The following is a 22,673-nucleotide window of genomic DNA, read 5'->3' as shown; positions in this document are numbered from 1 at the left end:
GCTTGAGAAATTATTTTCGGATTAAATCCTTGAACGAGCGTTAACTTTAAATCCTTCGTAAATTTTGTCATACAAAAAACTGCACCTCCAATTGTTAGACTGTGTCTAACAATTGGGGTGCAGCTCAAAAAAGAGGGCTTCTTTTGTTTAAAAGCGGGATATTCTTATTTATTTTTCGTATATGACGTAACGCTTCTTAAGAAGATTCCTAGTCCCGCAAAAAAGAACCCTAAGCATAATAAGCTGCCTGGCGTTCCCCAAGTAATTTGATCTAGCATTTTTTATCCCCTCCCGTTTATCATTATATAGAATTTATTGGAAATTATCAAAAAATTATTTTTTTGAGGTTTACTGATGAGTCTTCCTACCTTATACGAGAAGAATATATTTGAAAAGAATTCTTCGCTCTATATTTTTATATTAGTATAATACGTTTTTGATTCTTATGATATAGTAACAACAAAGGGGGCTTAAAAATGGAAATTATTCACGAAAGAGCAAAGTTGCGGTTAATGGATAATACTGATGTCGAAACTTTGTTTTCGATTGTAGAAGGAAATCGGGATATTGGGGCGTATTTAATCTCTAAAATGGATAGTGTGCAAGATATGCAACAATACGTTCAAAAAGCGATAAAGGGCTACGGAAGAGGTAATCAAATACCTTTCGTAACCGTAGATCAACAGTCGAATAAGATTGTAGGAAGTACACGTTTATATAATATTTCAGTAGAAGATAAGACAGTTGAGTTAGGGCAAACGTGGTATCATCCGAGTGTACAACGTACGAGTATAAATACAGAGTGTAAGTATATGCTTCTTCAGTATGCTTTTGAAAAACTGCATATGCTTAGGGTACAAATTAAGACGGATGCAAGAAATGAAAAAGCACAACGAGCAATTGAAAGATTAGGCGCATTAAAAGAAGGTGTGCTTAGAAATGAAAGAAAATTACCGAATGGTTATGTGAGAGATGCGGTGGTGTACAGTATTATCTCGAGTGAATGGCCAGGCGTAAAAGAACAATTGTTAGAAAAATTAGAGTTGTATAAAGAAAAGTTATAATTCGTGTTTTGAAAGGTATATTGTTCGTGAGACATGAAAAATATACCTTTTTTCTTACAAAATGCTACTTTATTTTAATTCCTTTTGTTTCATCGTTCCCTTCTGAGAAAAAATTCGTTACAATGTAGTTGTATGGTAATAAACTTATGAATTTAAAAAATGTAATGAAAACCGCAAATGAAAATGAATTGATAATCCTCAATTTTAAATGAAAACCCTTTTATACATAAATAACAAGTAAAGTTCCTTCTTTTAAATAAACTCAAACAAAACGATTTGATATAAATGTTTTTTATAGAAGTATGGATGATGTACGGAGGCAATTACAAATGAAAGAAAATAAGAAGAGTAAGAAAAGACGAATCTTTCAAGTATTTTTACTAATGATTTGTTCTGCTATTTTATATGTAAGTTATGCAGCTTACGATATTTGGAGTTATCGTTTTAAAGCAAATGATGACGTGAAAACGGATGCTGGTATCGTACTAGGAGCAGCTTCATGGAACGGAAAACCATCTCCTGTATTTAAAGAAAGAATTAATCATGCGATTTCTTTATATAAGAACGGAAATATTAAAAAGATTATTTTTACAGGTGGTACAAAGTTCGAGGCAGAACTTGAGGAAGCACGTACTGCAAGAGTATATGCAATGAAACAAGGTGTAAAAGAGGAAGATATTTTAATTGAAACTAAATCCCTTTTCACTGAAGAAAATTTAAAAAATGCGAAGCAAGTTGGAATAGAGAACGGAATACGCACATACACGATTGTAAGTGATCCACTTCATATGAAACGCGCAATGAGAATTGCAAAACATATTAATATTGAAGCGTATGCTTCACCAACGCCGACATCAGCATATAAAACGTTAGACACAGAAATTCCATTCTTTTTTAAAGAATTATTCTCGTATATTGGATATGTAACCTCTTTGCCATTAAAGGCATTGAAGGGAGATTAACATAAGAAAAGAACCTATCCTTAAATAGGAACTTTTCTTATTAGTCAAAAACATTGTATTTTTATCGGAATAGTGAAACAATAGAGAGGTAGCTTCATATAATCATAATGAAAAAGTGAGCGGTTGATGAATCGAACATAAAGGAGATTATAGTATGGCACTCTCATTTGTTGAAACAGAAGAACAATCTTTCATTATTGCACAAATAAATAAATTGATTCCGAAGTTCATGGAAAGGGAGCATCAGCTAAGTGAATTAGGATCATTTCCGTATGAAAATATAAATGATTTGAAAGATATCGGATATACGAAATTAACGTTACCGAAGGAATTTGGTGGTAGTGCGATTTCTTTATATGACTTTGTTTTATTTCAAGAGAAAATCGCGGAAGGCTGCGGAGCTACTGCATTATCGATTGGCTGGCATCTTGGCATTGTGAAAGAGCTAGCGGAAAATCGCTCTTGGAATGATGAGATGTTCAAATGGTTTTGCGAAGAAGTACGTAATGGTGCGCTCTTTAACAGGGCAGCAACAGAACCGAAAACAGGGAGTCCGACGCGTGGCGGCAAACCAGAAACAATAGCGGTTCAACAAGGCGAGAAGTGGGTTATAAATGGAAGAAAAACTTTTACAACGATGGCGCCAGTACTTGATTATTTTATTATTTCAGCAAGTATGGAAGGCCAAGAAGAAGTTGGTGAGTTTGTTATTCCAAGAAATACACTCGGTGTATCTATTGAAGAAACGTGGGATAGCGTTGCAATGCGAGGGACTGCTAGCCACGACCTTGTCTTACAAAATGTAGAGATAGAAAGTCGCTTTTTTACAGATATAAAAGGCGGGAAAGTAAAACAAAAGGGTGTTGGCTGGTTGCTACATATACCAGCATGTTATTTAGGAATTGCACAATCAGCAAGAAATTATGCAGTTCAATTTGCGGAATCATACAAGCCAAACAGTTTAAACCATTCTATTAGTTTATTGCCGAATGTTAGAAGATTAGTTGGAGAATTAGAACTCGAGCTTATGCAAGCTCGCGTCTTTTTATATCAAATTGCGAAAAAGTACGATGAGGCAGAAGATAAACTATCACTGCAAGCAGAATTAGCAGCCGTGAAATATGCTGTAACAAATGCGGCGATATCTATAGTGGATAAATCGATGCGCATCGTAGGAGCAAAAAGTTTATCAGAAAAAAATCCGCTCCATCGTTACTATTTAAACGTCAGAGCAGGACTGCATAATCCACCGATGGATGATGCAACATTGTCTATGCTGGCGGATGCGGCGTTTCGGTCGTAGTTTTTAAAGCTTACATTTTATTGTTTATGGATATTATATTTGTTTTGAAAGCACGGGTTTGATTAGTAATCAAACCCGTGCTTTTTATGTGTATGAAGCACTTGGTTGAGATGTAGGTTTTTAATATAAATGATTATCATGGTTTTGTGATTGTTTCTTGTTGAAAAATTCTTATTGTAATGCCAGTTTGGAGGCTGTATAAACATTTTTCGTATTTAATCCCAAATTAATGGTCTTTCTAAGTTTACCGTTCGTAAATATTGTAAAAATTGACCTGCATGGACCGCATCATGATAGGCAATTCGTAATAGCATATCGCCTAAATATCGTTGATAGCCAACATCGCTTCTATCAATAAGTCTTGAATCTAGCTCGGCTATGCTTATCGATTGAACATATTCTATGAAGTCAGTAAAGTATGATTGTGCCAATTCAATTTCTTTTTTTACACAAGTAATCGGCTCGTCATCATACGGGATACGTATGTCGTTTATTGAACCGTTGTTTTTTATAATCATATGGTAGTAAAAAGTTGAACTCCATACATGACGAATCATCTCACCAAAAGACATAGCCTCAGGATCAGGCTTCCAATTAAGAAAATTATTAGGAAGAGAATTCCATAATTTTTCTGAGCGCCTTCTCGTTTCTTTCAAATTTAATATACTAAGATCAATTGCATTCATAATACATTCTCCTTTACTATTAAACTTAAAATAATTGTATCAATTTAATAGTTAGGGTATCATCGAAATATGAATGTATATCCGAATATCTCATATATAGCTAAACTAATTGCTGAACCTACAAGAGCAATCATATTAGATTGTCTAATGAATAATCAGGCACTACCTGCTAGTGAATTGGCTTATATGGCAAAAGTGTCACATCCAACAATTAGTTCGCATCTTTCTAAATTAGTAGAAGGGAATTTACTTACAGTTGAACAACATGGTAGACATCGTTACTATCGACTTGCTAATCAAGAAGTTGCAGAAGTGCTTGAAAAGTTAGGGACAATTGCACCAACAGTTCAAGTTCGCTCTTTAAAACAATCAAGCCAACTAAAACAAATTCGTTATGCTCGAACTTGTTATGATCATCTTGCAGGCAAACTCGGTGTAGAGATAACTGAAAAATTACTAGATAGGCAATTTATAATTTTAGAGGATGGAGAATACATTGTAACGGAACAAGGTAAGCAATGGTTTCTGAATTTTGGAATAAATGTTGATGAGGCAGATACAAAAAGGAGGGTATTTGCAAAACCTTGCCTTGATTGGAGTGAACGACGCTACCATATTGCCGGTTGGTTAGGATCTGCAATAGCAAAACTATTTTTTGAACAGGAATGGATTACAAAAACGGATAAGAACCGAGCTGTCCATCTTACAAAGAAAGGTGTAAAGTTATTGGAAGATCAATTAGGCATTGATATGAAAACTGAGGAAAGAAAAGCTTGAAATTAGAAAAGTCCGTCAAAATGACGGGTTTTTTCATTATGGTAGGAGTGTACATGAATAATAGGATGTTACCAATAATTGTTGCCAATAAAAAAATCTTTCTTTTCATTCTTCTTTTTTAAGTTTTAAAGGAGAAAGCTAGGCTTCTTATTTTTACTAATGTTATAATAAGAAAAAAGCACGAAAAGAGGTCATCTCATGCTAGAGGTTATTGCAACATGTTTAGAAGATGTAAAACGAATTGAAAGCGCTGGCGGGAAGCGGATTGAATTAATTTCATCTTATACAGAAGGTGGTTTAACACCGAGTTATGCTTTTATAAAAAAAGCGGTAGAAGCGGTAAGTATACCAATTCATGTTATGATTCGTCCGCATGCGAAGTCTTTTACATATACGGAAGAAGAAATTGAAATGATGAAAGAAGATATTATAGTTGCACAGAAGTTAGGAGCAGCTGGTGTAGTATTAGGCGTATTAAATGAACGAAATGAAGTGAATGAAGAGAAATTAGCGGACTTACTATCTGTTGTAGATGGAATAAATGTAACGTACCACCGTGCGATAGATGATATAGAAAATCCAGTAGAAGCGATGAGAACTTTAAAGAAGTTTCATAAAGTGACTCACGTTTTAACTTCAGGTGGACAAGGAAATATAGTAGAGAATATTCCGGTGCTTACAGAAATGCAAAAGGTAAGCGATGGTCAAATTCAGCTTGTAGCTGGAGCTGGCGTGACGAAAGAAAATATAAAGCGATTGCTAGATGAAACTGGAATCACGCAGGCGCATGTCGGTACAGCGGTAAGAGAAGGAAAATCATGTTTTTCTGAAATAGATCCTAATTTAGTACAAGAATTAGTTGAAATAATAAAATAAGTGCTTAAGAAAGAGGAGAAACGATGAAGGAAAATACAAAGAAAGAATTATTCTCTTGGGCTAAAACGATAGGTTTTACCCTTGTATTAATTGCTATTATTCGCGGTGTTTTATTTACACCTTCTTTAGTGCAAGGTGAATCAATGATGCCCACTTTAAAAAATAACGAACGAGTTCTCGTGAATAAGATTGGTTATAGTATAAGTGGATTAGATCGCTTTGATATTATCGTCTTCCACGGAAAAGAAGGATACGATTTAGTAAAACGAGTAATTGGTTTGCCAGGCGATACAGTTGAGTATAAAAATGATGTTTTATATGTAAACGGAAAAGCGATGGAAGAACCATATTTAAAAAAGTTTAAAGAAAAAGCAGTAGGTCGTGTATTAACTCCAGACTTTACGTTAGAACAAATCACTGGGAAAACGAAAGTGCCAGAAGGCCAAGTATTTGTTTTAGGGGATAATCGTGAAGTTTCTAAGGATGGTCGCATGTTTGGCTTTATTTCAGAAGATGAAATTGTCGGAAAAGGACAAGCTGTTTTCTGGCCGTTGGAACAAGTAAGAGCGTTATAAAGTGTGGTGAAGTATGGGAGAGATATTCTTCCATACTTTTTTATTTGCTTAAAATCTATTGATTGAATTGAAAGAATATTTTATAATTTTAAATTATATGTTTGTTTCGAAAAACGGAATTTAAGTTCCGTAATTCGGAACGAAAGGGAGATAGAATGAGTATAAATAAAACGGCAGTTAAGACAATGGATATTTTAGAGTTGTTTTATGAGCATGAAGAGCTAAGTTTAACTGAGATGGTTCAGCTTACAAATATGCCGAAAACATCTGTTTATCGTTTAATTGGTTCGTTGGAAGAGATGGAGTTTTTACAAAAAAACGAAAAGGGGAAATATCGTTTAGGGGTCGTATTTTTACGGTTCGGTCAACTTGTTTCACACCGATTATCAGTAAGAAATATAGCAATTCCTTATATGAAAGAACTTAGAGATAGTTTAGGACAGGCAGTTAATTTAATAATTCAAGATGATAATGAGGCAATTTACGTTGAAAAGATGGAGGGTGTTCAGCCGGTACGCGTGTATACGGCGGTTGGAAGAAGAGCACCGCTTTATGCTGGTGCATGTCCAAGAATTTTACTATCGTATTTCTCCGAGGAAGAGAAACGGAGATACATAGAGGAAGTGGATTTAAAACAGTTTGCAGATGGAACAATCGTGGATAAGGAACAATTGTTAGAAGTGTTGCAAATGGCAAAAAAGGAAGGCTACACAATTAGTTATTCTGAGTTAGAAAATCATACAGCCGCGATAGCAGCACCCATTTTCGCGAGCGATGGAACGGTTGTAGCAGGCATTAGTATTTCAGGATTAGCAATTGAGTACAGCGAAAGTAACATTTCATATTTTATTGCGAAGGTGAAAGAAACAGCGCATCGCATTTCGAAAGAACTCGGCTTTTTGGCATAGAAAGAGGGAGTAGGATGAAATTTTCTGCGTTAGGGGATCAAGCAATTATTGTTACATTTGGTGAAGAAATTAAGATGGGTATATATGAGAAAGTACAGCGGTTATTTAAAGCACTGCAGCAACATCCGTTTGCAGGAATGATTGAGTGTGTTCCGTCGTTTACTTCATTAGCTGTTTACTACAATGTATACGAAGTATGGAAGAGAAATGAGAGAAGTGAAAGGTCATATGATTACGTTCGCCAGTATATAAAGGAGCTGTGTGATTCTTATAAAGAAGAAGTAAAACAGGATATGAAACATATTTCTATACCAGTGTGCTACGGGGGAGAATATGGACCTGATTTAGAAGAGGTCGCGCATTATCACGGTTTACAAGTAGAAGATGTGATTCGAATACATAGTGAAACTATATATTTTGTATATATGCTTGGTTTTACACCAGGGTTCCCGTATTTAGGAGGACTATCAAAAGAATTAGAAACACCTAGAAAAGAAACACCACGATTACAAATCTCTCCTGGTTCAGTAGGTATTGGCGGAAATCAAACAGGTATTTATCCGCTTGAAACACCAGGTGGATGGAATATTATCGGCCGAACACCTATTGCTCTATTTAATCCGAAAGAAGAAATGCCAACATATATTCAAAGTGGTATGTATTTACGATTTATCCCGATAACGAAGGAAGAGTACGTATCACTTGAGGGGGCTAAAGAATGGATGTAGAAGTTTTGCATGCAGGAATGTTTACAACAGTCCAAGATTTAGGGCGATCTTATTATCAACAGTTTGGTGTATCTGTTGGGGGTGCTATGGATAAAAATGCGCTTAGGCTCATCAATATGTTAGTCGGTAATGAAGAGAATGAAGCAGGATTAGAAATGACGATTTTAGGTCCTAAATTGTTAATAAAGAAAACGACTTTACTCGCAATTGGTGGGGTTGATATGGAACCGTTGTTAAATGGAGAACGTATCCCATTATGGCGTCCCATTTTAGCGGAAGAAGGTAGTATGCTTTGTTTTGGAAAAGTGAAAAGTGGTTGTAGAGCGTATGTGACTTTTGCGGGTGGTATACATATTGAGCGTACAATGGGAAGCAAAAGTACGTACATACGTGCTGCGATTGGTGGTATAGAAGGAAGAATGCTGAAAAAAGGAGATTGTTTTCAAATTGGTACGTACTCAGAAATGGCGAATCGTTTCATTCAAGACTTACAAAAAGATGAGCGAATAAAAACGAAATGGGTAATTAGCAACAGCGTACTACCAAAGTATAAGAAACATCCTAAGCTTCGTGTCATAGCTGACTTTGAATACGATCAATTTACAGAAGAAAGTAGAAAGGCATTTTTTACGAAAGAGTATAAGGTATCTAATTATGCTGACCGTATGGGCTACAGGGTTGAGGGAGAAGTTTTAAATAGGATTGAAGAAAAAGAGATTTTATCGAGTCCTGTTACATTTGGAACTATTCAAGTTCCTAATGGCGGACAGCCGATTATATTAATGGCAGATAGGCAAACGACAGGTGGCTATCCGAGAATGGGAAATATCATTTCAGTAGATTTACCTCTTCTTGCCCAGCTAAAGCCGGGGGACTATGTTTCTTTTGAGAAAATTACGCTTGAAGAAGCGGAACAATTGTACATAGAACAGGAAGTAAATATGAATCTATTAAAGAAATTCATCGCTTTACGAAGCTGGAATTAGGAGGAATACATTGTGACTACAATCGATTTAAACTGTGATTTAGGAGAAAGTTTTGGAGCTTATAAAATGGGGAATGATGATGAAATTCTTCCGTTCGTTTCCTCTATAAACGTTGCTTGCGGTTTTCATGCGGGTGATCCGTCTATTATGCGTCAAACTGTTGAAAAAGCTTTGGAGCATAACGTAGCAATAGGGGCGCATCCTGGATTTCCTGATTTAATTGGATTTGGTAGAAGAAACATGAATGTTTCAGCAAGTGAAGTATACGATTATGTTTTATATCAAATCGGCGCATTAGACGGGTTTGTAAAAGTGGCTGGCGGGAAGATGCAGCACGTAAAGCCGCACGGTGCCTTATATAATATGGCGGCGTCTAATCCGGAAATTGCAGATGCAATCGCAAAGGCAATTTATCATATAAATCCAAGTCTATTACTTTACGGATTAGCAAATAGCGAGGCGTTTATACAGGCTGCAGAAAAATACAATGTAACTCTCGTACAAGAGGCTTTTGCGGATCGTACGTATAAGCAAGATGGTACATTAACGAGCCGTACAGAAGAAAATGCGCTTATAAAAGATGAAGACGAAGCGATAAAGCAAGTACTTCAAATGGTGAAAGAAGGCCATGTAAATTCGATCAATGGAGAGAAAGTAGCAGTTCAGACGCAAACGATTTGTTTACACGGTGATGGGGAAAAAGCAGTGCAATTTGCAGAAAGAATATACAGAACATTCGGGTATTATGGTATTTCTATATGTGCACCGAAATAAAAAATGAGGGGAAGTGTTGGAATTGGTGAAATTAATCGGGATATTATTAGTGGCAGTGGGCTTTTTATTTAGATTAAATACACTTTTAGTAGTTATGGTTGCAGGTATTGTTACTGGTATGGTTTCAGGATTAAGTTTTTATGATGTGATCAGCATGTTCGGTAAATTTTTCATAGAAAATAGATATATGTCTATGCCAATTATATTAACTTTACCGGTAATCGGAATTTTAGAGCGTTACGGTTTAAAAGAAAGAGCCCAAGCACTTATAACGAAATCAAAAGGAGCAACAACTGGAAGAGTATTAATGTCATATTTTACGATAAGAGAATCATCAGCAGCACTAGGGCTTAATATTGGTGGGCATGCGCAAACAGTAAGGCCGCTCGTTGCACCGATGGCAGAAGGGGCTGCGCAAGGTAAATACGGTAAACTTCCTGAAAAATTAAGAGAAAAGATTAAAGCAAACGCAGCTGCTGCGGAAAATACAGCTTGGTTTTTCGGAGAAGATATTTTCATCGCAACTGGTGCTATTTTATTAATGAAAGGATTCTTCGATTCAGTAGGTATGCATGTCGGTGTATGGGATATGGCACTTTGGGGCATTCCGACAGCAATATCTGCACTTATTGTAAGCTGGATTAGATTTAGAAGGTTTGATAAATATATAGAGAAAACAATGAAGGCAGAAGGAAAAGAAGAGAAGGAGGCAATCTAATATGAACATCATCACAATGGATACAATCTATTATGTATTAGGGATAATTGTTGCTTTTATCGCTGTTCGTATTGCATTCGATCGTGAACATCCAAACAGATTCGGTTCTAGTTTATTTTGGGCATTGTTTGCAGTTACATTTTTATTTGGAAATGTAATTCCTTCGTTTTACGTTGGCTGTATCGTGCTCGCTATGGTCGTTTTAGCCTCGCTAAATAAAGTGACAAAATCAGAGGAAAAAGAAGTTCCAGTACAAGAACGTGTAAAACATGCTGAGAAATTAAAAAATAAAATTTTTATGCCTGCACTATTAATTCCTATTTTTACAATTATCGGTACGTTGACGTTAGGGAAAATTAAATGGGGAAATGTCTCTCTTGTTGATCCAGATAAAGTAACTTTAGTTGCATTAGCGCTTGGTGCATTACTCGCATTTGTCGCGGCGATGCGTATTACAAAATCGAAAATAACAACGCCTGTTCAAGAAGGAAGCAGACTATTACAAGCTGTCGGCTGGGCTGTTATTTTACCACAAATGTTAGCGGCACTTGGCGGTATTTTTGCGAAGTCGGGCGTTGGACAAGTCGTTTCTGATTTAGTCGGACAAGTGTTACCGACAGAGTATCCGTTCGTTGCTGTTATGGCGTACTGTTTAGGCATGATGCTATTTACAGTCGTAATGGGAAATGCATTCGCAGCGTTTGCTGTTATTACTGGCGGAATTGGCTTACCTTTAATAGTTCAAATGCACGGCGGAAACCCAGCAATTATGGCAGCACTCGGTATGTTTGCTGGATATTGCGGAACACTGCTTACGCCAATGGCAGCAAACTTTAATATCGTACCTGCGATGCTTTTAGAGCTAAAGGATAAAAATGCGGTTATTAAAGCGCAAGTACCAATTGCTCTTTCAATTTTTATCATAAATATGTTTATTATGTACGGCCTTGTATATCGTTTTTAATTAGGAGGATAAAACTATGAAAACAGTATTATTAACAGGGTTTGATCCGTTTGGCGGAGAAAATATCAATCCAGCTTGGGAAGTAGCAAAAGGTTTGCATGAAAAAACAATTGGAGAATACAAGATAATAAGCAAACAAATACCAACTGTATTTCATAAATCAATAAGCGTATTAAAAGAGTATATAGAAGAACTAGCGCCGGAAATTATTATATGTATCGGACAAGCTGGGGGCAGACCAGATATTACGATAGAACGTGTCGCAATTAATATTGATGATGCAAGAATTGCTGATAATGAAGGGAATCAGCCAGTAGATGTACCGGTTGTAGAAGAAGGAGCGATTGCGTATTGGTCTACACTTCCGATGAAAGCAATCGTAAAAAAACTTCGCGAAGAGGGCATACCGTCATCTGTTTCACAGACGGCAGGCACATTCGTTTGTAATCACTTATTCTATGGACTTATGCATGAACTAGAGAAACATGATAAGAAAATAAAAGGCGGATTCATTCATATTCCGTTTTTACCAGAACAAGCGAGTAACTATCCAGGGCAACCGAGTATGTCACTTTCTACTATTCGTAAGGGAATAGAATTGGCAATTGAAGTAACGATGACAGTTGAAGTAGATATTGTAGAGATTGGGGGCGCAACGCATTAAGTAAAATGAATTGTACAACACCTCCTGTAAACAACTGGTATAATAAGAATAGGAAAATACATAGAGGTGATTTTTGTGCAACAATTTGAAGAAGTTCGTTCAATTTTAGAAAAAGCGAAGAAAATTACAGTATTAACAGGCGCTGGTGCAAGTACGGAAAGTGGTATCCCAGATTTCCGTTCAGCAAATGGATTGTATGCTGATGCGAATGTGGAGATGTACTTATCAAGAGGGTATTATAACCGAAGTCCGAAAGAATTTTGGAAGCATTATAAAGAAATCTTTCAAATTAATACGTTCCATCAATATAAACCAAATCGTGGACATCGTTTTTTAGCTGAGCTAGAAGAACAAGGGAAAGATATTACGATTTTAACGCAAAATATTGACGGTTTACATCAATTAGGTGGCAGTAAACATGTCATTGATTTACATGGAACACTTCAAACAGCACATTGTCCGAAGTGTAAAGCGGGATATGATTTACAGTATATGATTGATCATGAAGTGCCGCGTTGTCAGAAGTGTAATTTCATTTTAAATCCAGACGTTGTTTTATACGGAGATACACTGCCTCAATATCAAAATGCGATGAAACGTTTATATGAAACAGATGTACTTATCGTTTTAGGAACGTCGTTAAAAGTACAACCTGTCGCTTCATTCCCACAAATCGCAAAGAGGGAAATCGGGGCAACGACAATTTTAGTAAATGAAGAGTTAACAGGACAAGAATATAACTTTGATTTTGTTTTTCAAAATAAGATTGGTGAGTTTGTTGAAGGGTTATCTTCAATGAAATAAGTTAACGAAAACACTGGGGTGTATAGAGAACACCTCAGTTTTTTGTTTGAAGAAAATTCATGTTATGACGAATTAAGGGGAATGGTAATAAATAGGATATAAAATTAAAAAACTGAAAATTAAATCTTTTATTTCTTTTGTAATTAATATAAAATTCTATATATATCATATAAATAAATTTGATACATAATGGTTCTATGTAGAAATGTTAATAGAATGAAGCGAGGGAGCGAAATGAGACAGAAAAAGGAGCAGAAGAAACAATCGAAAAAGAAAAAGACCCATATTCCTTTTCGGTTAAATGTACTATTTTTTATCGTCTTTCTTTTATTTTCAGCTATTATAATTCAATTAGGTAAAGTACAAATCATTGATGGAGAAACGTATAGAAATGAAGTGAACAAAAAGGAAGATGTAACGGTAAGCACGCCTGTTCCTAGAGGGAAAATGTTTGATCGGCAAGGCCAAGTGATTGTAAATAACAAACCACTACGAACCGTTACATATACGAAAATGAAAGGGGTAGATTCGAAAGAAGTTTTACAAGTAGCAAGGCAGTTAGCGCAGCTAATAGAAATGTCACCAGAAGATATAGATAAGTTGACAGAAACAGATAAAAAAGATTTTTGGATGCAGTTAAATGAAAAGCGAGCAGCTGCAAAAGTGACAAAAGAAGATGATAGTAAATTTAGGGAGCAAGAAATAGAAGGAAAAGAATTAGATAAAAAAGTAGAAGAGTTACGTAGGGAAAGAATTACGCAAGAAGAATTAAGCGAGCTTTCAAAAGAGGATTTAGAAGTACTAGCAATTAAAAGTAAAATGAATGCGGGATATAAAATGACGCCGCAAATCGTAAAAAAAGATGTAAGTCAAAATGAATACGCAGTCGTAAGTGAAAGATTGGCAAGTTTGCCAGGAGTGGATACGACAGTGGACTGGGAACGTGAATACCCAAATGATAAAATACTTCGTTCCATCCTTGGTAGCGTTTCTACTGAAAATGAGGGCTTGCCAAGAGAACAATTAGATTATTATTTAGTTCGTGATTATAATCGAAACGACCGTATTGGTAAAAGTTACATCGAAAAACAATACGAAGATGCACTACACGGAACGAAAGAACAGTCTAAAAATATTATGGATAAAGCAGGGAAGATTGTTCGAACAGAAAAAGTGACTGAAGGAAAAAGTGGAAATAACTTGATGTTAACAGTCGATATGGATTTACAGAAAAGAGTAGAGGGAAGCCTTGAAAAGAATTTACGAGCCTTTCATGCTGCAGAGCCGATGATGGATCGTGCGTTCGTAGTAATGATGAATCCGAAAAACGGTCAAATTTTATCAATGGCAGGAAAGAAAATTGTAAATAAAGATGGCGGTATGCAAATAGAAGATTATGCATTAGGAACGATGACAAGTTCTTATGAGTTAGGGTCAACTGTAAAAGGTGCTACTTTATTAACTGGATATCAAACAGAAGCGATTAAGCCGTATACACATTTCTTTGATGCACCAATGTATTTTAAAGGAAGTTCTAAGCCGAAGAAATCGTGGAAAGAATTTGGGGATATTGATGATTTAAGAGCTTTGCAAGTGTCATCGAACGTTTATATGTTTAATACGGCTTTAAAAATGGCAGGCATTAATTATGTCCCAAACAATCCATTGGACATTAAACAAGAAACATTTAATAAAATGCGCTACTATTTTAGACAATTTGGCCTAGGTGTGTCGACTGGTATTGACCTGCCAAATGAATCAATTGGTCAAGTAGGTAGAACTGATAACATACCCGGATTTTTACTTGATTACGCGATTGGACAGTATGATACATATACGCCGCTTCAGCTTGCACAATATATTTCAACCATTGCAAATGGCGGTTACCGAATGAAACCACAAATTGTACAAGAAGTTAGAGAGCAACCGAATAGACCAGAGGATGTAGGAAAAGTCGTTCGGTCGATTGAACCAGTTGTATTAAATCGAGTGGATATGGACACTTCGTACATTAATCATGTAAAAGAAGGATTTAGAAGAGTTTTTCAAGAAGCTGACGGAACAGGTACCGGAACGTTTAAAGGTCTACCATATAAACCAGCGGGAAAAACAGGAACAGCTGAGACAGTATATGGTGGAGAAAGTGATATTGGAAGAGATGAGAACAACAACCGAAAAAAATGTTATAATTTAACTCTTGCCGGTTATGCACCATATGATGCTGATCCGGAAGTAGCTTTTTCAGTTGTTGTACCATGGGTGAATGATGATAAATCAGGAATTAATTCTGCGATTGGTAAAGAAATTTTGGATGCGTATTTTGAGTTAAAAACAAATAGATCAAATGCAAATTCAATTCCAGTAGAACAACCGAACAAGGCACAGTAAAAATAGTATCACTGCATGGAAACATATTGTGCAGTGATATATTTTTTGAGTTAAAAAGCGCTTTATAAGGTGGGAATGGATATGAAAAAGGAGATTAAGAGAGGCTGGGGCAAGTACATACTATTTATATTGGTGATAGTCATAGGCTACCATTCTTTTACTTTATGTAAGGTGGAAGGGGAATCGATGCAGCCGACTTTATATGAAGAAGACTACGTATTTGTAAATAAAGCAGTAGTACGTCTTTCTAATTTACAACACGGAGAAATTGTCATTATAAAGGAAGCGGATGAATCGAAATATTATGTGAAACGTGTAATAGGGCTTCCTGGTGATGTAATTAACATAACGAACGGAAAGGTATATGTGAACGATAAAAAGCAAGAAGAACCATATACAAACAAAGATTTATTTAACAACACACAAGTGTTTTATAACTTTCAAAAGACAAAAATTCCGCCAAATAAGTTATTTGTAATGGGAGATAACCGCGAAGTAAGTAGAGATAGTCGAAATGGCTTAGGATATATTGAAGAAGATAACATAATTGGCAAGGTGGAATTTGTATATTATCCTTTTTCAAAAATGAAAATAATAGAATAAGTGGGAGAGGAGCAAAACCCCACTTATTAAAGTTTCACTTTATTTTCTTTAAAAAACCTTTTGGATTAAATGATATGAAAAATTTATGTTTAGACTCGTCGATTATGAAGTTATTATTTTTAGTTAAAAACTCATCCACAGCCTCCATCGGGCCAGGCCCCCAATCGGGAAGAAGCGGATGTCCATTAATGGAGGTATCTTCTACAATCATATAACTGCCAGTAGTGACGATAGATTTATATAGTAATAGTTCTTTGGATACATGCTCTTTACTATGATCAGAATCTAAAATAACTAAAACCACATCATCAGGTTTGCGCATGCTTACTATTGTTTGGACGGCCTGCACAGAAACAGAAGATGCTGTTAAATACGTAATCCGATTATGTGATGGTCGATTTGGCTGCGGAGTTATATCGATAGTAAGTACGTGACCTTTTCCAATTAAATCTAACATAGAAGCTAAATACAGTGCACTACCACCGTGAAAAGTCCCGCATTCAATAATTAAATCGGGCTTTAATTCATAAATGATTTCTTGATACAAAAAGAGATCAGAGGGAAGTTTACAGATTGGAACCCCGAACCAGTGTGTATCGTTTAACCATACGAGGCTGTTGTAATATTGGTTTAGAAATTCATTGCTTATATTATCGATTTTAAATTCTCCTTTCTAAAAAGGATTCTCTCGTTTGACGTAAAGTGTTTACGCATGAAAGTTGTACTATATATTATGTAGTAAGGAATTGTAAGGCGAGTGTTTTTACTTGAAAATAAGCCAAATAACTCATGTGGAAAATGAAAGGAAATGATCGTATGTACAAATACACAATTTGCTTTATTAGAAAAAGCGATAAAATACTGCTATTAAATAGAAATAAAAAGCCGAATATGGGGATGTGGAATGGTGTTGGAGGAAAAATAGAAGATAATGAAACGCCATACGAAGGAATAATTAGAGAAACATTTGAGGAAACGGGCATAGAACTTTCAAGTGTAACGTATAAAGGGACTGTTGGTTTTAAAGGTAAAGATGAGCCCCAGGCTAGTGAAGGAATGTATGTGTTCGTTGCTGATTTGCCAGATGGAATGCAAATGAATACACCATTACGTACGGCTGAAGGTCTATTAGAATGGAAAGAAATTGATTGGATATTAGATGGTGATAATAGAGGAGTAGTTAGCAATTTACCAAAATACTTACCGACAGTATTAACAGAAGAAAATAAGTTAGAACATATGTTTACGTATGATAACCGGAATATTATTCATTACACAACTGCATGTTTGACAGAAGATGATGCGAACAAGCGATATGAAAAACAACTCATTTCTCAATAGAAGAGGAAAGTGAAAAATCACGTTTTTGCTCTTATCATATATGCGAGGTGATTATATGTTTCAGAAATACAATTCATTGGTCATAATTGTAATATGCATGATATAACTTTTCTTATTATGAAAGAGTAGAGAACATATGTAAACGGAGCAAAAAGGAGGTGGCTTTGCCACCTCTTTTTGTTAGCTACAAATCGCCTTAATCATAAAACGATGTTGCTTCACATCAAAATAACCTTTTTGTAAGATGATTTCATGTATACGATATAATTCCTCACAATACCTTTCAACAGTAAAATCAGGAATTTGCCACGGAATTGCTTTTAAATAATAGACGATAGCGCCAATGTCATAAAAGCGTTGGAAAGGGAATTCCTCTTTTGCATCTAAGATAGTAAATCTATTTTGCTTTAACTCACTGCATGCGGTTTCGAGAGACCAACTTGCAAATTCGCTATTTAGTGGTGAGCCAAACTGCTCATTAAGTTCCGCGCAATCAAGACCGCCAACTTGTTGTGTAAGAAAAACGCCACTTGGAGAAAGAATTCCGTTTACCTCAGAAGCAGCATACGATTCATGTTGATTTATAATTAAATTAAATTGACCATCTTGAAATGGCAAAGCAGTATCATCGGTCACTTCTACAACGGTAACCCCTAAAGGCTCTAATTTCTTTCGAGCAATTGGCACATTTGGAGCGTAGCCCTCAGTAGCGAATATAGTTGACGGGAACGGTTGTAACATAGATAAAAACTCTCCGTCGCCAGTACCCATATCGAGCATTGATTCTGCACGTTGCATAAGCTGAAAAGTAGTACTGCCGTATGACCACGATAAAGGCTCGCTCTTCATTCGACCTGTTTCTGAAATGAAAGAAAAATCCCAGCCGCTAAAATGTGTATTTGCACTTTCTAATAAAGTTAAAAATAATGGATCACGTTTCATAATTATGTCCTCCTATTTTTTTAATGGATGATATGATGAGAAAAGAAAAAGGGAGGACCTCTTATTAAAGTGGAACGGTTTTATGTTTCGTGTTCGAATAGATTCATATAAAGTTACTCCTTGTGAGAATTGTTATTTATATATTCGGGTTAATTGAGTGAAAATCCTTTGAGGGTATAAAAGAAGGCAGTTGTTTAATGAAAAAATAAATTGAGTTATCTAATTTTATAGTGTAATTGTTCATCCATACGCATAAAAAAATTATTCTCTCCATAAAATAGTAAAATTATATTGGAGGTTGAATTATGAAAAAATTTAGTGTATTTTCAATAACATTGATGACTTTTGGAATGTTATTATTTGGATTAAATAGGATAATAGATAGCTATTCTGAGCCTATTATCCTATTAGGGTATATTTCTTTTTTAATTGGAGTGGTTCTGAGTATTATAGCGATTGCTAGACGTGAAGATGGAAGATTAAAATTCATATCACTTATCTCTTTCTTTGTTCTCCTGTTTTTCATTACTTGGTTTGAGTCGTTTCAGGTACTACAAATTATTACTTGGCTAAAAAATATCTATTAAAATTTAAATTGTTGGTAAAAATGGGAAACCTTAAATTTAGGTTTCTTTTTATTATATTCGATTATCAATATTAAAACTTATTAGAGCTATTAATAAAAGAAATAGATATATAAACCGAGTGTAAAAATATTTTAATTCTTTGAAAACATTCAGCGATTTAGTATTCTTTATATATGGAATATTTTGTTTATGCGAAAAGAGGGCAAGGTGCTATATGAAAAGAATGAAAAATGTAATGTTAGTATTGTTATGTTTCTTATGTTTAAGTGGGTGTAATTATAAAGATGACGATCAGGTGAAAAAATATGTGAAAAAAAAGCACGGAATTGATGTGATTGTAACACATTGGGGTGCTATAAACGAAGGGAATATGGGGCATACATATCATACTGTTCAAGCAAAAAATAACAAAAATATTCAATTTAGAGTAGAGGTAGATGGCTTCTTATATTCAAGAATAAAAGGTGATGAATATCAATACGGAAAAAAAACATATGAGGAATATAAGAAATTTAAACCAATGCTAGAAGAAATTAAAAAATTAGGTTACGTGGAACCAGAAAATAAAAATGTTTTTCAATATATAGTGGATGATGATATAGAGGAGAAACTAACGGATAAGTTATTATTAACTTTAAAAACGAGTGACAAGATTGATTACAGTCAATTTGAATCAAAAGAATTAGATCGTTTATATGCTCTAATTCAATTCATTCAGAAGAGTAATAGAAAGATAACAACACTTGAAATTGAGGATTATAATGGTGAATCTATAGGTTTCCCTTTTCAAAATGTGCAAAAAGCTATAACGAAAGAAGAACTGCTTTTAACAATGAAAAACACTGTAAGCGGTTATTGGACATATTTGATTCAAACTGAAACAAAAGTAGGCGTAAGGTTAAATGAAATTCAAAATGATCGTTTTGTAATTGAGGATATTACTTGTCCACACCCGAAAGACGGCAATTGTCTAGAGTATGAATTGACTTTAGTTTTCAATGACAGTGAGATAAAATATAGAAATGATCCATATGTAATAGATGATTTGAGAAAGGTAGTCACTATTCTTAAAGAAGAACTATATAATAAGGAATTTAACATATATTTAAGGAACAAGGATGGAACAAGTTATTCACTCTGGCTATCATCCGAAAAAATTAAGGAAAGTAATAACATAGAAGAGTTAGTAAAATAATGATATAAAGAAGAAATTTAAAGTACTTTTTATGTTTGTTATTTCTGTATTCAAAAGGAAAACCGCTTATGCTTCATTTTTGAAGCATAAGCGGTTTTGTTTAAAATACTTAAAAAGAAAAATTTTTTGGTAAAGTACCACTTTTTATTACTGTTCTTAGTCCATGTTTTATAATCCAAGGTTTAATAGGATGCTGTTTATCACGTAATTGCTGTAACCACTGAAAAACGAGTTCTTTATCTTCTTTCGTAATATCGTTAATATGATTGGCTACAGATTTTTGAACATATTTAGAAGGGTCATTCATTAATGGTTCAAGAAGCTGTAAATTGTACTTAAAATCATCTTTTAGAGCTCCTATTTTTTTAGCCCAAGGAAGCCTTGGTCTTGTACCTTCAGAAACTAATCTTCTAATGTGGCTGTTTTCGTCATAAATCCACTGTTGTAATATATTTAGTGTGTCTTCATGGTATGTTTCAAGAAAAGGCCGAATGGCATATTCAGCAGTATTTCTTTTCGTTATTTCATACATGGCGTTGAATGAGGTTTCAAAGTCGTTAAGTCCATATTTTTCAACGTATTTTGCAAGAGGCATGTACATATATCCGTTTGTAAATGTGCCTACTTCTGTTGTATTTTCTGGGCCTAATGTTTTTAGTAATATATGTATTGCTTCATTAAAATCTTTTTGTAATGCATTATGTAATTCATCTGCTATTACTTCAATACGCTGCTTTAACTCTAAATTTTCAACTTTACATGTTACGGAAGATACAAAGTTTCTTTTAGAGAAAGTAGGATCGTGTTTACAAATAGAATCAGCCATTTTTTCTGCTAATTCTTCGTTAAATAAAAATTTTAACGGAACATATTTACCCATTTTTTCACCTCAGTGGTCAAATGAAAACAATTTTTATTTTTTTATCGACAAACCATAAACTAACGTCTCATTCGGAGTCGTAATACTAAAACCTGTCGTCTTATAATCAAGCTTCACTGTATCACCAGTGTAGTCTTTCGTGAATGAATCCATTTGTACGATAAGCTCCGCATCTTCATATACAACATCATCTGCGTTATATGTATCCAAAATTAAATCGACATCAACGAAAATACTACAAGAGTTCGTCATTGTTCCTCTAATGCGAACGATCTTTTTATCTTCACGTTCTAATCTATGTATAGCTGCTTTCGCTTCATCAGTAATGCGAATGTTCATTGTATCCCAACCTTTATTTATATTTCCTTTATTATTGCAAAAACAGGAGCAATAGGGAAGCAAAGAGGTTTGCAACAAAAAACGAGCAAACAAATTTGTTTGCTCGTTTCACTTTATTTTAGTTCACATTTATCGAGTGGAATCACTTTTGTTTTTTTCGTAAATTTATATCCTAACCATAGTACTAAGAAGAGTGGTAAACCGATGTAAGAAACAAGTACGCCGTTCCAATCGATTGATTCACCCATAAATGCGCCATAGTTTTGTCCTAAAATTACGATAATACAAAGAGTAAATGCGAAGAGTGGACCGAATGGGAACCATTTTGCTCTATATGGTAAGTCATTTAAATCTTTTCCTTGTGTGATATACGCTTTACGGAAACGGTAATGACTAATTGCAATTCCGACCCATGCGATAAAGCCAGACATTCCGGATGCGTTTAATAACCAAATGTATACAACACCGTCACCGAATAAAGAAGCAATGAAAGCAATACTACCGACAATCGATGTTACGATTAACGCGTTAACAGGTACACCGCGGCTATCTAATTTACCAAGAAACTTTGGTGCTTTTCCTTGGCGAGCTAAATCCCAAAGCATACGAGTTGATGCATACATACCAGAGTTACCAGCAGATAGTACAGCAGTTAAAATAACAGCGTTCATAACAGAAGCAGCAAAGGCAACGCCCGCTTTTTCAAAAATAAGTGTAAACGGACTTACTGTAACATCACTTGCAGCAAGGCTTTCAGTTGTATAAGGAATTAGTAAACCGATAACGAGAATCGCAAGGATATAGAATAAAAGAATACGCCAAAAGATTGAACGAATTGCTTTTGGGATATTACGTTCTGGATCAGACGTTTCACCAGCAGCTACCCCAAGTAATTCAGTTCCTTGGAAGGAGAAACCAGCTGCCATAAATACACCGATAATTGCCATGATACCACCGTTAAATGGTGCATCAGCAACAGTGAAGTTTTTGAAGCCAACAGTTTCGCCCCCCATAATTCCGAAAATCATCATAAAGCCGACAATTAAAAAGATAATAATCGTAACTACTTTAATAAGTGCGAACCAATATTCAGATTCACCAAACCCTTTAACAGATAAATAGTTTAAAAGGAAAATAATAGCTAAACATAATCCGCTCCAAATAAGAGAAGGGGTATCTGGGAACCAAAATTTCATAATTAATGTTACGGCCGCTAGTTCTGCCGCAATTGTAATCGCCCAGTTATACCAATAGTTCCATCCAAGTGCAAAACCAAGTGATGGATCAACAAATTTTGTTGCATACGTACTAAAAGATCCAGTAACAGGCATGTAAGCTGCAAGTTCAGCTAAGCTTGTCATTAAGAAATATACCATAATTCCAATTGCGGCGTATGCAATTAATGCGCCGCCAGGACCAGCTGAATGAATGACACCACCGCTGGCAAGAAATAGTCCGGTACCGATTGTACCGCCGAGAGAAATCATCGTAAGGTGCCGCGATTTTAATCCGCGTTTTAATTCACCTTGTCCTTGTGTAGTTTGCGTTTTAGAGGTAGATTGATTTGTTGCGCTATTCATGTTCAACACTCCTTTTCTTGTAGGTTAGG

The 22,673-nt window shown here is 35.2% G+C and carries 25 protein-coding genes; 19 read left to right on the top strand and 6 right to left on the bottom strand.

Translation table 11 applies throughout. The annotated features are described in order from the left end of the window. The first annotated feature begins 476 nt into the window (after nt 1–476). The 3 genes from D1166_RS26100 (at nt 477) to D1166_RS26090 (ending at nt 3,329) form a co-directional block, all read left to right on the top strand. Entirely contained in the window at nt 477–1,064 is a 588-nt protein-coding gene (locus D1166_RS26100; RefSeq protein WP_097861379.1) for a GNAT family N-acetyltransferase, read from the top strand. A 329-nt stretch (nt 1,065–1,393) separates the two neighbouring features. Then, the gene (locus D1166_RS26095; RefSeq protein WP_000662216.1) at nt 1,394–2,026 is read left to right on the top strand and encodes a YdcF family protein; all 633 of its coding nucleotides are present in this window, start codon (nt 1,394–1,396) and stop codon (nt 2,024–2,026) included. Nucleotides 2,027–2,180: 154 nt separating this feature from the next. Beyond that, nucleotides 2,181–3,329, top strand: a complete 1,149-nt coding sequence (locus D1166_RS26090) for an acyl-CoA dehydrogenase family protein (RefSeq protein WP_001218341.1) — start codon at nt 2,181–2,183, stop codon at nt 3,327–3,329. Nucleotides 3,330–3,544: 215 nt separating this feature from the next. Here D1166_RS26090 and D1166_RS26085 read toward each other — a convergent pair whose 3' ends face one another. After that, a complete protein-coding gene (locus tag D1166_RS26085; protein ID WP_000991284.1) occupies nt 3,545–4,015 on the bottom strand; it encodes a DinB family protein in 471 nt (156 codons plus the stop codon). Nucleotides 4,016–4,084: 69 nt separating this feature from the next. Between D1166_RS26085 and D1166_RS26080 the strand changes: the two genes are divergently transcribed. The 13 genes from D1166_RS26080 to lepB (D1166_RS26020) all read left to right on the top strand — a co-directional run bounded on the left by D1166_RS26080 (nt 4,085) and on the right by lepB (D1166_RS26020) (nt 15,780). Beyond that, on the top strand, nt 4,085–4,792 hold the full coding sequence (locus tag D1166_RS26080; RefSeq protein WP_001103809.1) for an ArsR/SmtB family transcription factor: 708 nt from the start codon (nt 4,085–4,087) through the stop codon (nt 4,790–4,792). A 198-nt stretch (nt 4,793–4,990) separates the two neighbouring features. After that, a complete protein-coding gene (locus tag D1166_RS26075; protein WP_000895112.1) occupies nt 4,991–5,668 on the top strand; it encodes a copper homeostasis protein CutC in 678 nt (225 codons plus the stop codon). A gap of 23 nt (nt 5,669–5,691) precedes the next feature. Continuing rightward, nucleotides 5,692–6,243: a signal peptidase I gene (gene lepB / locus D1166_RS26070; RefSeq protein ID WP_000662498.1), complete on the top strand. Its 552-nt coding sequence runs from the start codon at nt 5,692–5,694 to the stop codon at nt 6,241–6,243. Nucleotides 6,244–6,398: 155 nt separating this feature from the next. Then, entirely contained in the window at nt 6,399–7,151 is a 753-nt protein-coding gene (locus D1166_RS26065) for an IclR family transcriptional regulator (protein WP_000026357.1), read from the top strand. A gap of 14 nt (nt 7,152–7,165) precedes the next feature. Next, complete coding sequence (pxpB, locus tag D1166_RS26060) at nt 7,166–7,879, top strand: 5-oxoprolinase subunit PxpB (protein ID WP_000672274.1); 714 nt, start codon at nt 7,166–7,168, stop codon at nt 7,877–7,879. Continuing rightward, complete coding sequence (locus tag D1166_RS26055; RefSeq protein ID WP_000382258.1) at nt 7,870–8,865, top strand: 5-oxoprolinase subunit C family protein; 996 nt, start codon at nt 7,870–7,872, stop codon at nt 8,863–8,865. The genes pxpB and D1166_RS26055 overlap by 10 nt, the downstream gene beginning before the upstream one ends. Nucleotides 8,866–8,877: 12 nt before the next feature. Beyond that, nucleotides 8,878–9,639: a 5-oxoprolinase subunit PxpA gene (pxpA, locus tag D1166_RS26050; RefSeq protein ID WP_000207314.1), complete on the top strand. Its 762-nt coding sequence runs from the start codon at nt 8,878–8,880 to the stop codon at nt 9,637–9,639. 22 nt (nt 9,640–9,661) lie between these two features. After that, nucleotides 9,662–10,357 (top strand): DUF969 domain-containing protein, encoded by a 696-nt coding sequence (locus tag D1166_RS26045; protein ID WP_000239814.1) that lies wholly within the window; start codon nt 9,662–9,664, stop codon nt 10,355–10,357. 1 nt (nt 10,358) lies between these two features. Further along, nucleotides 10,359–11,321: a DUF979 domain-containing protein gene (locus tag D1166_RS26040; RefSeq protein ID WP_001021658.1), complete on the top strand. Its 963-nt coding sequence runs from the start codon at nt 10,359–10,361 to the stop codon at nt 11,319–11,321. A gap of 16 nt (nt 11,322–11,337) precedes the next feature. After that, on the top strand, nt 11,338–11,985 hold the full coding sequence (gene pcp, locus D1166_RS26035) for a pyroglutamyl-peptidase I (protein WP_000859703.1): 648 nt from the start codon (nt 11,338–11,340) through the stop codon (nt 11,983–11,985). A gap of 75 nt (nt 11,986–12,060) precedes the next feature. Continuing rightward, on the top strand, nt 12,061–12,789 hold the full coding sequence (locus D1166_RS26030) for an NAD-dependent protein deacylase (RefSeq protein ID WP_001183799.1): 729 nt from the start codon (nt 12,061–12,063) through the stop codon (nt 12,787–12,789). Between the two features lie 234 nt (nt 12,790–13,023). Continuing rightward, nucleotides 13,024–15,177 (top strand): peptidoglycan D,D-transpeptidase FtsI family protein, encoded by a 2,154-nt coding sequence (locus tag D1166_RS26025; RefSeq protein WP_001249202.1) that lies wholly within the window; start codon nt 13,024–13,026, stop codon nt 15,175–15,177. An 81-nt stretch (nt 15,178–15,258) separates the two neighbouring features. Further along, nucleotides 15,259–15,780 carry a signal peptidase I gene (gene lepB / locus D1166_RS26020; RefSeq protein WP_001986493.1) on the top strand — a complete coding sequence of 174 codons (522 nt, stop codon included), beginning with the start codon at nt 15,259–15,261 and terminating at the stop codon, nt 15,778–15,780. 34 nt (nt 15,781–15,814) lie between these two features. Here lepB (D1166_RS26020) and D1166_RS26015 read toward each other — a convergent pair whose 3' ends face one another. Continuing rightward, a complete protein-coding gene (locus tag D1166_RS26015; protein ID WP_080008954.1) occupies nt 15,815–16,438 on the bottom strand; it encodes a cephalosporin hydroxylase family protein in 624 nt (207 codons plus the stop codon). Between the two features lie 140 nt (nt 16,439–16,578). Between D1166_RS26015 and D1166_RS26005 the strand changes: the two genes are divergently transcribed. Next, nucleotides 16,579–17,121 carry an NUDIX hydrolase gene (locus tag D1166_RS26005; RefSeq protein ID WP_000677958.1) on the top strand — a complete coding sequence of 181 codons (543 nt, stop codon included), beginning with the start codon at nt 16,579–16,581 and terminating at the stop codon, nt 17,119–17,121. A 180-nt stretch (nt 17,122–17,301) separates the two neighbouring features. On the opposite strand, the gene D1166_RS26000 is transcribed toward D1166_RS26005, so the two are convergent. Beyond that, nucleotides 17,302–18,063 (bottom strand): methyltransferase domain-containing protein, encoded by a 762-nt coding sequence (locus tag D1166_RS26000; protein WP_000817578.1) that lies wholly within the window; start codon nt 18,061–18,063, stop codon nt 17,302–17,304. 305 nt (nt 18,064–18,368) lie between these two features. Between D1166_RS26000 and D1166_RS25995 the strand changes: the two genes are divergently transcribed. Continuing rightward, nucleotides 18,369–18,650 (top strand): hypothetical protein, encoded by a 282-nt coding sequence (locus D1166_RS25995; RefSeq protein ID WP_000714729.1) that lies wholly within the window; start codon nt 18,369–18,371, stop codon nt 18,648–18,650. A 214-nt stretch (nt 18,651–18,864) separates the two neighbouring features. Then, nucleotides 18,865–19,845, top strand: a complete 981-nt coding sequence (locus D1166_RS25990; RefSeq protein WP_097861377.1) for a hypothetical protein — start codon at nt 18,865–18,867, stop codon at nt 19,843–19,845. A 109-nt stretch (nt 19,846–19,954) separates the two neighbouring features. Here the strand turns inward: D1166_RS25990 and D1166_RS25985 are convergent, their stop codons facing one another. From D1166_RS25985 to D1166_RS25970, 3 genes are all read right to left on the bottom strand, one after another. After that, complete coding sequence (locus D1166_RS25985; RefSeq protein ID WP_000521708.1) at nt 19,955–20,725, bottom strand: DNA alkylation repair protein; 771 nt, start codon at nt 20,723–20,725, stop codon at nt 19,955–19,957. 33 nt (nt 20,726–20,758) lie between these two features. Next, the gene (locus D1166_RS25980) at nt 20,759–21,064 is read right to left on the bottom strand and encodes an iron-sulfur cluster biosynthesis family protein (RefSeq protein WP_001026190.1); all 306 of its coding nucleotides are present in this window, start codon (nt 21,062–21,064) and stop codon (nt 20,759–20,761) included. Between the two features lie 113 nt (nt 21,065–21,177). Continuing rightward, complete coding sequence (locus D1166_RS25970; protein ID WP_001083388.1) at nt 21,178–22,644, bottom strand: amino acid permease; 1,467 nt, start codon at nt 22,642–22,644, stop codon at nt 21,178–21,180. Nucleotides 22,645–22,673 lie beyond the last annotated feature (29 nt).

Origin of the sequence: Bacillus sp. ISO11 (assembly GCF_003458115.1) — a bacterium.
GTDB classification, from domain to species: domain Bacteria; phylum Bacillota; class Bacilli; order Bacillales; family Bacillaceae_G; genus Bacillus_A; species Bacillus_A cereus.
Note: the sequence above shows the minus strand (reverse complement) of the source record. Positions and strands in the feature narration are given on the sequence as shown.

Excerpts from the sequence above, each read along its gene's own strand:
- pxpB (WP_000672274.1), top strand. The coding sequence starts at position 7,166 with ATGAAATTTTCTGCGTTAGGGGATCAAGCAATTATTGTTACATTTGGT.
- D1166_RS26040 (WP_001021658.1), top strand. The coding sequence starts at position 10,359 with ATGAACATCATCACAATGGATACAATCTATTATGTATTAGGGATAATT.
- pcp (WP_000859703.1), top strand. The coding sequence starts at position 11,338 with ATGAAAACAGTATTATTAACAGGGTTTGATCCGTTTGGCGGAGAAAAT.
- D1166_RS26090 (WP_001218341.1), top strand. The coding sequence starts at position 2,181 with ATGGCACTCTCATTTGTTGAAACAGAAGAACAATCTTTCATTATTGCA.
- D1166_RS25990 (WP_097861377.1), top strand. The coding sequence starts at position 18,865 with ATGAAAAGAATGAAAAATGTAATGTTAGTATTGTTATGTTTCTTATGT.
- D1166_RS26095 (WP_000662216.1), top strand. The coding sequence starts at position 1,394 with ATGAAAGAAAATAAGAAGAGTAAGAAAAGACGAATCTTTCAAGTATTT.
- D1166_RS25995 (WP_000714729.1), top strand. The coding sequence starts at position 18,369 with ATGAAAAAATTTAGTGTATTTTCAATAACATTGATGACTTTTGGAATG.
- D1166_RS26025 (WP_001249202.1), top strand. The coding sequence starts at position 13,024 with ATGAGACAGAAAAAGGAGCAGAAGAAACAATCGAAAAAGAAAAAGACC.
- D1166_RS26080 (WP_001103809.1), top strand. The coding sequence starts at position 4,085 with ATGAATGTATATCCGAATATCTCATATATAGCTAAACTAATTGCTGAA.
- D1166_RS26065 (WP_000026357.1), top strand. The coding sequence starts at position 6,399 with ATGAGTATAAATAAAACGGCAGTTAAGACAATGGATATTTTAGAGTTG.
- D1166_RS25980 (WP_001026190.1), bottom strand. The coding sequence starts at position 21,064 with ATGAACATTCGCATTACTGATGAAGCGAAAGCAGCTATACATAGATTA.
- lepB (WP_000662498.1), top strand. The coding sequence starts at position 5,692 with ATGAAGGAAAATACAAAGAAAGAATTATTCTCTTGGGCTAAAACGATA.
- D1166_RS26005 (WP_000677958.1), top strand. The coding sequence starts at position 16,579 with ATGAAAGGAAATGATCGTATGTACAAATACACAATTTGCTTTATTAGA.
- lepB (WP_001986493.1), top strand. The coding sequence starts at position 15,259 with ATGAAAAAGGAGATTAAGAGAGGCTGGGGCAAGTACATACTATTTATA.
- D1166_RS25985 (WP_000521708.1), bottom strand. The coding sequence starts at position 20,725 with ATGGGTAAATATGTTCCGTTAAAATTTTTATTTAACGAAGAATTAGCA.
- D1166_RS26075 (WP_000895112.1), top strand. The coding sequence starts at position 4,991 with ATGCTAGAGGTTATTGCAACATGTTTAGAAGATGTAAAACGAATTGAA.
- D1166_RS25970 (WP_001083388.1), bottom strand. The coding sequence starts at position 22,644 with ATGAATAGCGCAACAAATCAATCTACCTCTAAAACGCAAACTACACAA.
- D1166_RS26055 (WP_000382258.1), top strand. The coding sequence starts at position 7,870 with ATGGATGTAGAAGTTTTGCATGCAGGAATGTTTACAACAGTCCAAGAT.
- D1166_RS26100 (WP_097861379.1), top strand. The coding sequence starts at position 477 with ATGGAAATTATTCACGAAAGAGCAAAGTTGCGGTTAATGGATAATACT.
- D1166_RS26085 (WP_000991284.1), bottom strand. The coding sequence starts at position 4,015 with ATGAATGCAATTGATCTTAGTATATTAAATTTGAAAGAAACGAGAAGG.
- D1166_RS26000 (WP_000817578.1), bottom strand. The coding sequence starts at position 18,063 with ATGAAACGTGATCCATTATTTTTAACTTTATTAGAAAGTGCAAATACA.